Origin of the sequence: Saccharothrix sp. (assembly GCF_031180885.1) — a bacterium.
GTDB lineage: Bacteria > Actinomycetota > Actinomycetes > Mycobacteriales > Pseudonocardiaceae > Actinosynnema.
The window spans coordinates 1-9,022 of record NZ_JAPSLK010000014.1 but is presented as its reverse complement, the minus strand read 5'-3'; the positions used below and the strand labels follow the sequence as shown (position 1 = coordinate 9,022).

The following is a 9,022-nucleotide window of genomic DNA, read 5'->3' as shown; positions in this document are numbered from 1 at the left end:
CGGGGGACGAACCGAGGCCCTTCCTGTGGCTGATAGCCCATAGGGGGCGCCTGCGGCGCGAAAGCAACGCCTGCGGCGCGAAAGCAACCGCGTTTCGCGCGGACGGCAAACGCCTTCGGTGTAAAGCGTGCCTTTGGCGCAGGAAAGCAACGCGCTTCGCGCGGGAACCCGGGCTGAGCCGGGGTGTGCAGCGCTGCTGCGCGGGAGCAGCGGTGCGACGGTGCGGCGGTGTGTGCGCGAAGTGCGTTGCCTCTTGCCCCGGGTTTCCTACTTCTTGATGAACTCCGACGCGTAGGTGCGCAGCACGTCCAGGTCGAACGGGTTGAGGAAGGACACGGCCAGCTCCTCCACGCCCGCCTCCTCGTACGCCGCGATCCGCTCGTGGATGGTCTCCACGGTGCCGATCAGGCCGTACTCGGCGACGTTGCCCGGGTAGATCGCGCCGACGAACGGCGGGGTGGCCGCGACGGCCTCCTCGTCGGTGTCGGCGATGATGCACAGGGTGGACGTGGTCTTGCGGATCTCGCTGTAGTCGCGGCCCACGTTGTCGCAGTGGTTCTTGAGGACGCCGAACTTGCGCTTGAGGCCCTCGGGGCTCTCGATGACGTTGCAGGCGTCCCCGAACTCCGCGACGATCTTCAGGGTCATCTTCTCGCCCGCGCCCGCGACGAGCATCGGGATGTGCGGCGACTGCAAGCCCTTCGGCTGGTTGATCGCGCCGTTGATCTGGTAGTACTTGCCCTCGAAGGTGGCCTCTTCCTCGGTCCACATCGCCCGGATGACCTGGACGGCCTCGCGCAGCATCCGCAGGCGCTCGGCGGCGTCGTGGAACTCGTAGCCGTAGGCGGTGTAGTCCGGCTCGTACCAACCCGAGCCGATGCCCAGGGTGAACCGGCCGCCGGAGATCACGTCCACGGTGGACGCCATCTTGGCCTGCAGGGCCGGGTTGCGGTAGCTGTTGCCGGTCACCATGTGACCCAGGCGGACCTGCTCGGTCTCCCGGGCCAGCGCCGTCAGCACGGACCACGACTCGAACAGGAACGCCTGCGAGGGCGGGACGGGCACGAAGTGGTCGGCCACCCAGACCGACTCGTAGCCCGCCTCGTCCACGGTCTTGGCGATGCGCACCAGCGTCTCGAACGCCTCCACCGGGTCGGTGAAGCCAGCCAGGTCGTTGGTGTACCCGGTGGGCAGGAACGTGCTGTGTTTGATGGCCATGCTCGCTCTTTCCTCGTCATGCGGATCTGGCCGCGTCGGCCGGTGCGGCGTCAACGACGGCGGGCGGTGTTCCGCAGTAGAGACCCGGCTCCGGCGCGAAAGGAATCGCGGGCGTGCGAGGGTGGGCTGATATTCGCTCCGACAGGGAATATCGCGGTCGGCCGTTCGGGTGTGCCCGCGGGTAGCGGCTTGACACCCGTCCCCCCGATGGGGGAAACGTGATGCGCGCCCGCGGGGAATCTCCGGCCCGGCGAAGGGTTCGGCGTCGCGCGCTCACCCCACTCCACCCCAAGCCCAGGAAGCAGGTCCGTGATGCCCGAATCACCCCTGACCCTGACCGCCGCGGCCGCCGCGCTGCGCGCCGGCGAGGTCACCAGCGTCGAGTTGACCGAAGCGTCCATCGCGGCCGCGCAGAAGGCCGACGACGCGCTCGGCGTGTACCTGTCCCGCTTCGACGAGCAGGCGCTGCGCGCCGCGGAGCGGGCCGACGGCGAGCTGGCGTCCGGGGTCGACCGCGGGCCGCTGCACGGGATCCCGGTGGGGATCAAGGACATCATGCCCACCGTCGAAGGGCCGACCACCTCGCAGAGCCTGGTGTTCGACCGGAACTGGGGCGACGGCCGGGAGGGGCCGGTGATGGCGCGGCTGCGCGCGGCGGGCGCGGTGATCACCGGGAAGACGACCACGATGGAGTTCGCGCTGGGCCTGCCCGACCCGGACAAGCCGTTCCCGTTGCCGCGCAACCCGTGGAACCTCTCGACGTGGGCGGGCGGGTCCAGTTCGGGCAGTGCCAGCGGGGTCGCGGCGGGGATGTTCTTCGCGGGGCTGGGCACCGACACCGCGGGCGGCATCCGGATGGCGGCGGCGTTCAACGGGGTGAGCGGGCTGATGCCGACGTTCGGCCGGGTGCCGAAGTCCGGCTGCCTGCCGCTGGGCTACAGCCTCGACCACATCGGCATGATCGGCCGCTCCGCGCGGGACTGCGCGGACGTGCTCGCGGCGGTCGCGGGCCGGCACGAAAGCGACCCGGACTCGGTGGACGCGCCGTTCGCCCTGCCCGACCGGTTGGACTTCGACCTCACCGGCGTGCGCATCGGCGTGGCACGCGACGGGCACTTCCCCGCGCACGGCGACCCGGCCACGGCCACCGCGTTCGAGGCGGCGCTGGCGGAGTTCGCGGCGGCCGGCGCGGAGCTGGTCGAGGTGGCGCTGCCGTACCGGGCCGAGGTGATGACGGTCCACCAGGTGACGATGACCAGCGAAGGGCTCGCCTACCACCGGCCGGACATGCACGCGCGCTGGTTCGACTACTTCGCCGCGACCCGGTGGATGCTCGCCCAGGGCGCATTGGTGTCCGGCGCGGACTACGTGCAGGCGCAACGGGTCCGCCGGGTCGCCCAGGACGCGGTGGCCCGGCTCTTCGACACCGTGGACCTCATCGTCTGTCCCACCGCGTCGATGGGCTCGCCGTCCTACGCCGACCTGTCCGGCGACATCACCGCGCTCGGCGCGCTGATCCACACCGGCTACTGGGACTGCATCGGCAACCCGGTGCTGGCCGTGCCGATGGGCTTCACCGACTCGGGGCTGCCGCTGTCGCTCCAGATCGCCGCGCCGGCGTTCGGGGAGGCCGCGGCGGTGCGCGCGGGCGAGGCGTTCCAGGCGCGCACCGACTGGCACCTGCGGGTGCCGGGGATGGACCCGGGCACCGACGCGCAGCCGCCGGCGCCGGGCGCCCCGCCCGCCGCCGACCCCGCCGACCTGGCCGCGGTGCGCGCGCTGTTCGCCGGGGCCACCCTGTCCCCGTCCGACGGCGAGGTGCAGGCGTTCGCGCTGGGCTACGCCGACGTCCGGGCCGGTGTGGACGCCCTGTACGCGGTGCCGGAGGCCCGGTACGCCGACCCCGCGCTGCGCTTCCGCGCCGACGGGCGGATCACCGACTGGCGGCGGTGAAATCCCGGCATTCCGTCCGGTACGAGCACTCAGCAATCTCGGAGATGGCCGGTCGAACACCAGTCACGATGATGGGGAGGTCACCATTCCGGCCCGCAGGGGGTCGGACGGCTCGGCCCGACGCTGGGGGACTGACGCGACATGAAAGCGCGGGACGGAGCGGGTGTCCGGGACCTCGCCGGCACCCCACCGTAGCCGCGGTCGCCAATCCCTTGCAACACAACGGAAAGCCTCGTGAGCCGTGGCGGTCTGGGGCGTATTAGGAGGTTCGCGGTCATGGCCGCTGTGCAAGTCGGCATCGCGTTGCCGGTCCGGGAGACGGCGATTCTGGGTTACCCCGACGCCGGTCCGCTGATGAAGATGGCCCAGCAGGTGGAGGAACTCGGCTTCGACTCGGTGTGGGTGGGCGACTCGTTCGTCGCCCGGCACCGGCTCGAGCCGCTCACCCTGCTGGCCGCCATCGCGATGATCACCAACCGGGTCACCATCGGCACCGCGGCGCTGACCGCCGTGCTGCGCGACCCGCTCTACCTCGCGCACATCCTGGTGACCCTGGACCAGCTGGCCGGCGACCGGCTGCGGATCGCGCTGGGCACCGGGTTCCCGCTGCCCGCCAAGGCCGAGCTGGACGCCGTCACCACCACCTACTCCCAGCGCGCCGGCCGCGTGGACGAAGCGGTCGAGTTCTGGAAGCGCCACTGGCGCGGGGAGGACGGCGACTTCGTCGGCAAGCACGTCGACCTGACCGGCCTGGAGAACCAGTCGCCGCCCACCACGCCCGGCGGGCCGAAGATCTGGTTGGCCAGCAACGGCAAGCCGCGCGCGGTCGCCCGCACCGGCGCCCAGTACGACGGGTGGCTGCCGGTCCGGATCGACCCGGACGAGTACCGGGTGTCGCTGCGGCAGATCCGGGAGGTCGCCGAGGCCGCCGGGCGCGACCCGCTGGCCATCGAGCCGTCGCTGTACATCACGGTGAACATCAACGACGACCCGGCCGAGGCGCTGGCGGGCCTGGAGGACTACACCGACCGCTACAACAACATGCCCATCGAGCCGCTGCGGGCCTACCAGCTCTACTACGGCGGGTCGGCGAAGGACTTCACCTCCTACCTCGCGGAGTACGTCGAGGCGGGCGCGCGGCACATCGTGTTGCGCATGGGCACTTTCGACCACTACGAGCGCAACGTCCGGGCGATCGCGGAAGGCGTCATGCCGGCTCTGCACGCCATGAACGTCGACTGAGATCGGGGCAGCGATGCGGTTCGCGGGCAAGGTGGCGCTGGTGACCGGTGGCGGCACCGGCATCGGCAGGGCGACGGCGGAGGCCTTCGCGGCGGAGGGCGCGACGGTCGTCGTCGCGGGCCTGGACGAGGAGCCGTTGCTCCAGACGGTGAAGGCCATCGAGGCGGCGGGCGGCGAGGCGAGTTCCATCGTCCTCGACGTCACCGACGAGGACGCCGTCGCGGAGATGGTGGCCACGACCGTGCAGCGGCACGGCGGCCTGGACATCGCGTTCAACAACGCCGGTGTCATGGTGGGCGGCCCGGTCGCGGAGCTGGCGGCGCGGGACTGGGCCCGGGCGCTGTCGGTCGCGACCGGGACGTGGCTGACGATGAAGCACGAGATCCGCCACATGCGCGAGCACGGCGGCGGCGCCATCGTGAACATCTCCTCGATCATCGGCCCGCACAAGACGATCCCCAACACCGGCGGGTACGCGGCGGCCAAGGCCGCGATCACCGCGCTGACCAAGACCGCCGCGGTGGAGCACATCCGCGACGGCATCCGGATCAACGCGGTCAGCCCCGGGCCGATCGCCACCCCGCTCTCGCTGATACGCGGCGAGACCGAGGCCCAGCAGGCCGAGCGGATGAAGACCACCCTGCCGATCGGCCGGATCGGCACGGTCGACGAGGTCGCGCGCACGGTGCTGTGGCTGGCCTCGCCGGAGTCCTCGTTCACCGTGGGCGCCGACATCGTCCTCGACGGCGGCGCGACCGCCTGACCTACGACGGGAGAGACCATGATTCTGGTGGTGGGCGCGACGGGCGTCGTCGGGCGCGAGGTGGTCGCCCAGCTGGTGGCGGCCGGGCAGGAGGTGCGGGCACTCGTCCGCGACCAGGGCTTGGACCACGGGCTCGGTGGCGAGGTGAAGGTCGTGCCCGGCGACCTGGGCCGGCTGGACTCGCTGACCGACGCCCTGACCGGCGTGGACAGCGCGTTCCTGCTCACCGGTGGTGGGCCGGAGACCCCGCTGCACGACGCGAACTTCGCCACGGCGGCGGCGCGGGCGGGTGTCCGCCACCTGGTCAAGCTGTCGATCATCGGGGCGGAGTACGGGTTCACCGACCTGGTCAGCACCTGGCACCTGGCCGGCGAGCGGGCGCTGCGCCAGATCGGGGAGCGGCCCGATGGTCCACAGTGGACGTTCCTGCGGCCGGGCGAGTTCAGCTCCAACGCCCGGCTGTGGGCGGGGCCGGTCAAGGAGCGGGGCGCGGTGTTCTGGGCGCAGGTCGACCCGAAGGTCGCCGTCATCGACCCGCGCGACGTGGCCGCGGCGGCGGTCACCGCGCTGACGACCGAGGGCCACGAGGGCAAGACCTACCGGATCGGCGGCCCGCAGGCGCTGGACGTCCGCGAGCGCGTGGACATCCTGGCCGCGGCCCTGGGCAAGCCGCTCAAGCTGGTCGAGCTGCCGATCGCCGACGTGGCGCAGGCGGCCGAGCGGGCCGGGCGGCAGCGGCTGGTCGTCGAGACGACCCTGGGCAACCTGACCCGGCCGGAGTTCCAGGAGAAGGCGTCCCAGGTGCTGCCGACCTTCGAGGAGCTGGTGGGCCGGCCGCCGCGCACGTTCGAGAACTGGGTGACCGACCACCTGGGGATCTTCCGCTGACCCCTGGTGCTTCGCACGACGGTGTGCCTGCTTTCAGGCACACCGTCGTTGTGCGGAGGGGTTTCAGTAGGGCAGTCGGATGGACTGCTCGTGGTTGAAGATGTTCTTCGGGTCCCAGGCCTTCTTGGCCCTCTGCAGGCGGGGGTAGTTGCCCTTGTAGTACAGGTCGTGCCAGGGTGTGGCCGACCTGTTCCAGGTGGGGTCCCCGAGGTCGGTGTCGGGGTAGTTGACGTAGCAGCCGTCGGTCTGCGCGTTGGGCGTCGGCACGCCGCCGGTGTTGGCGAAGACCTTGGTGTAGAAGTCCCGCAGCCAGCCGCGGAACTTGGCGTCGTCGGCCGGGTTCGACCAGTGGGTGATCCACAGCAACTGGAACGCGGAGTCCCGGTGGCAGTGGGCCGTGGCGTCGGACGGGACCGCGTTGACCGCGCCGCCGTAGGACGACAGGCCGACGCTGATGGCCGTGGTGTCCATGCCGGGCGCGGTGAGGAAGTCGTAGAAGGTCCCGGCCTGCGCGTCGGTGAACGTGGCCTTCATGTACGCGGACTTGTAGTCGGCGCGCAGCGTCGGGTCGTTGAACGAGATGATCGCCTTGCCGATGTACTTCGTCGCCTGCAACCACGGCAGGGTGCGCGTGCCCCCACCCCACGGACCGACGCCGTTGAGCACGGTCTTGAGGTAGTCGTCCAGGATGGCCTGGGCGTTGGGCACGGCGGCGTCGACCTGCGTCATCAGGCCGAGGAAGCCCTTGGACTGGTGGTTGAGGGTGATCTCGGCGTGCAGCGCCGCGGCGGGGCTCGACGGTGAGCTGTTGGCGACGTGCCAGGCGCCGTAGTTCTTCAGCAGGTTCGCCAGGCCGTCCCGGGTCAGGGTGGCCCACGGGATGCCGATCTCGCTGAGCAGCACCTTCTGAGGCGGCCTGGGCAGGATCTTGGCGGGGTCGTAGGTCGTCATGCCGGGGGAGCGGAACAGGTACCGGGTGACGACGCCGAAGTTGCCGCCACCGCCGCCGGTGTGCGCCCACCACAGCTCGCGGTTGGGGTCGCTCGCCTCGCGGGTGGCCACCACGGTGGAGGCCCTGCCGTCCGCGCCGACGACGACCACCTCCACCCCGTACAGGTGGTCCACGATCAGCCCGAAGCGCCGGCACAGCATCCCCCAGCCGCCGCCCACGACGTGCCCGCCCATGCCCACGGAGTGGCAGATGCCGCCCGGCACCGTGACCCCCCAGGTCTGGTAGAGCTGCTCGTAGACGTCCAGGAGGGTCGTGCCGGCCTCGACGGCGACGGCGTTGTACTTGCTGTCGTAATACACGTTGTCGAGTTCGGACACGTCGAGCACGACTTTCACCGAGGGCTCGAACGGGAATCCCTCGAGGCAGTGGCCGCCGCTGATGACGGTGATGCGCTTGCCCGCGTCGACGGCCGCTTGCACGACCCCCTGCACCTGGTGCGTCGCGCCGACGACCTTCACCATTTCGGGCTGTCCGATGAACCGCTGGTTGAGCTGTCGCCGCACCAGGTCCCCGTACTGCGGGTCGCTGGGCGTGACGGTGATGGGTCCGAAGGTCGAGCGTGCGGTCAGTTCGCCCGACTCCTCCGGTGCCGCCGATGCCGTGCCGAGCCCCGGACCTGCTGCGGTGAGCGCAACGGCCGCGGAACCGGCGAAGAGGCGGCGGCGGGACAGTTGACGTGCCGGTAACTCTGCGTTGACTTTGCGGGGCATCCGTTAGTCCTTTCTCATTCCTTGATAACCCGATCGGTCTATCGGGTCGAGAAAAGGAGCACGGACAGCCAACGTCACAGCTCGGTTGTAATAAATGTTACTCGCGAGTACGTGACCGAGATCACAGCACTTCGGGGGTTGCGTTATTCCATATTCGTCGAACCGTTTTCGCGCATTTCCGGCACGGCGAACCACGCCCTCCGAAATCGGGGGGCGTGGGGTGCCGAGCGCCGTTTTTCGTCAGCCCAGGGCGTCGAGCGCCGCCACGACGTCCGCCGCCTCGGTGCGGGTGGTGTAGTCGGGGTGGACGTCGATCCACCGCAGGGTGTGGTCGGCGTCCACGAGCAGCACGCTCGGCATCGGCAGGCCGGTGGTGCCGTCGGTGTTGAGCCCCGCGACGTCGATCCCGAGCTTGGCCAGGGTGGCCAGCGCGTCCGGCGTCGGCGCGGTGTTGAAGCCCAGCTCGGTGGCCAGCTTGTTGCCCGGGTCGGACAGGACCGGGAAGGTCAGCGAGTTCTTCTCCAGCGTCGAGGCGGTGCCCTCGGGCTTCTGCGGGCTGATGCCGACCAGCGCGATGCCCCGCTCGGCCAGCACCGGCAGCAGCTCCGCCTCGTAGGCGCTCAGCGCCACGTTGCAGTACGGGCCCCAGGCGCCGCGGAAGGTGACGATCACGGCCGGGCGACCGTCGGTCACCCGGTACAGCGACGTCGGCTCGCCGGCGGCGTCCAGCAGCGGCACGTCGGGCACCGTCGCGCCCGGCTTCGCGACGCCGGCCGGCACGCCCGCGGCCCTCAGGGCGGCCTGCTCGGCCTCGAACGGGGTCAGGAAACCCGCCGGCGCCTGGCTCGTCATCGACGCCGTCAGCGCTGCGGTCCGGGCGGCCAGCGACTCGGTGGTCATGTGCGTTCTCCTCGGTTCTCGGTACTGCTCAAGCCGGGTGGGACCGTGGTCGGGCGCCCACCTTCGGCCGTTCGGATCTAGAGACCCTGGGCCGGTCGCAAAGGAATCGCTTCGCGACCACGAGGTGGGCGCGCCGATTCCTGTCCGCCTCCAACGGGGTCATTACGTGGTGACGGAAGTGACCGTCCGACATCGACGAGAGGTGCCGAACGTGACCGTGGACATCTCGATCACCCCGCCCGAGCCGAGGCCGAGTGCGGTGGCCATGCGGCGTGCCCTGCGTCGGGCCGCTGATGGTGCCGTTTTGGATGTGACCGAGGCGTCGGTGTTGTTGCG

General features: G+C 70.7%; 7 protein-coding genes. 4 read left to right on the top strand and 3 right to left on the bottom strand.

Annotated features, from left to right (window positions below; translation table 11 throughout):
* Positions 1-267: 267 nt before the first annotated feature.
* Positions 268-1,218: an LLM class F420-dependent oxidoreductase gene (locus RIN75_RS18455; RefSeq protein ID WP_309113190.1), complete on the bottom strand. Its 951-nt coding sequence runs from the start codon at positions 1,216-1,218 to the stop codon at positions 268-270.
* Positions 1,219-1,530: 312 nt separating this feature from the next.
* Here RIN75_RS18455 and RIN75_RS18450 point away from each other — a divergent pair, with 312 nt between their 5' ends.
* From RIN75_RS18450 to RIN75_RS18435, 4 genes are all read left to right on the top strand, one after another.
* Positions 1,531-3,171: an amidase gene (locus tag RIN75_RS18450; RefSeq protein WP_309113189.1), complete on the top strand. Its 1,641-nt coding sequence runs from the start codon at positions 1,531-1,533 to the stop codon at positions 3,169-3,171.
* Between the two features lie 276 nt (positions 3,172-3,447).
* Positions 3,448-4,413: an LLM class flavin-dependent oxidoreductase gene (locus RIN75_RS18445; RefSeq protein ID WP_309113188.1), complete on the top strand. Its 966-nt coding sequence runs from the start codon at positions 3,448-3,450 to the stop codon at positions 4,411-4,413.
* Between the two features lie 13 nt (positions 4,414-4,426).
* Positions 4,427-5,176, top strand: a complete 750-nt coding sequence (locus RIN75_RS18440) for an SDR family oxidoreductase (RefSeq protein ID WP_309113187.1) — start codon at positions 4,427-4,429, stop codon at positions 5,174-5,176.
* Positions 5,177-5,194: 18 nt separating this feature from the next.
* Positions 5,195-6,064 carry an NAD(P)H-binding protein gene (locus RIN75_RS18435; RefSeq protein ID WP_309113186.1) on the top strand — a complete coding sequence of 290 codons (870 nt, stop codon included), beginning with the start codon at positions 5,195-5,197 and terminating at the stop codon, positions 6,062-6,064.
* A gap of 63 nt (positions 6,065-6,127) precedes the next feature.
* Here the strand turns inward: RIN75_RS18435 and RIN75_RS18430 are convergent, their stop codons facing one another.
* Both RIN75_RS18430 and RIN75_RS18425 read right to left on the bottom strand, forming a co-directional pair.
* On the bottom strand, positions 6,128-7,786 hold the full coding sequence (locus RIN75_RS18430) for an FAD-binding protein (protein WP_309113185.1): 1,659 nt from the start codon (positions 7,784-7,786) through the stop codon (positions 6,128-6,130).
* Between the two features lie 240 nt (positions 7,787-8,026).
* A complete protein-coding gene (locus RIN75_RS18425) occupies positions 8,027-8,686 on the bottom strand; it encodes a peroxiredoxin-like family protein (RefSeq protein WP_309113184.1) in 660 nt (219 codons plus the stop codon).
* Between the last annotated feature and the right edge of the window lie 336 nt (positions 8,687-9,022).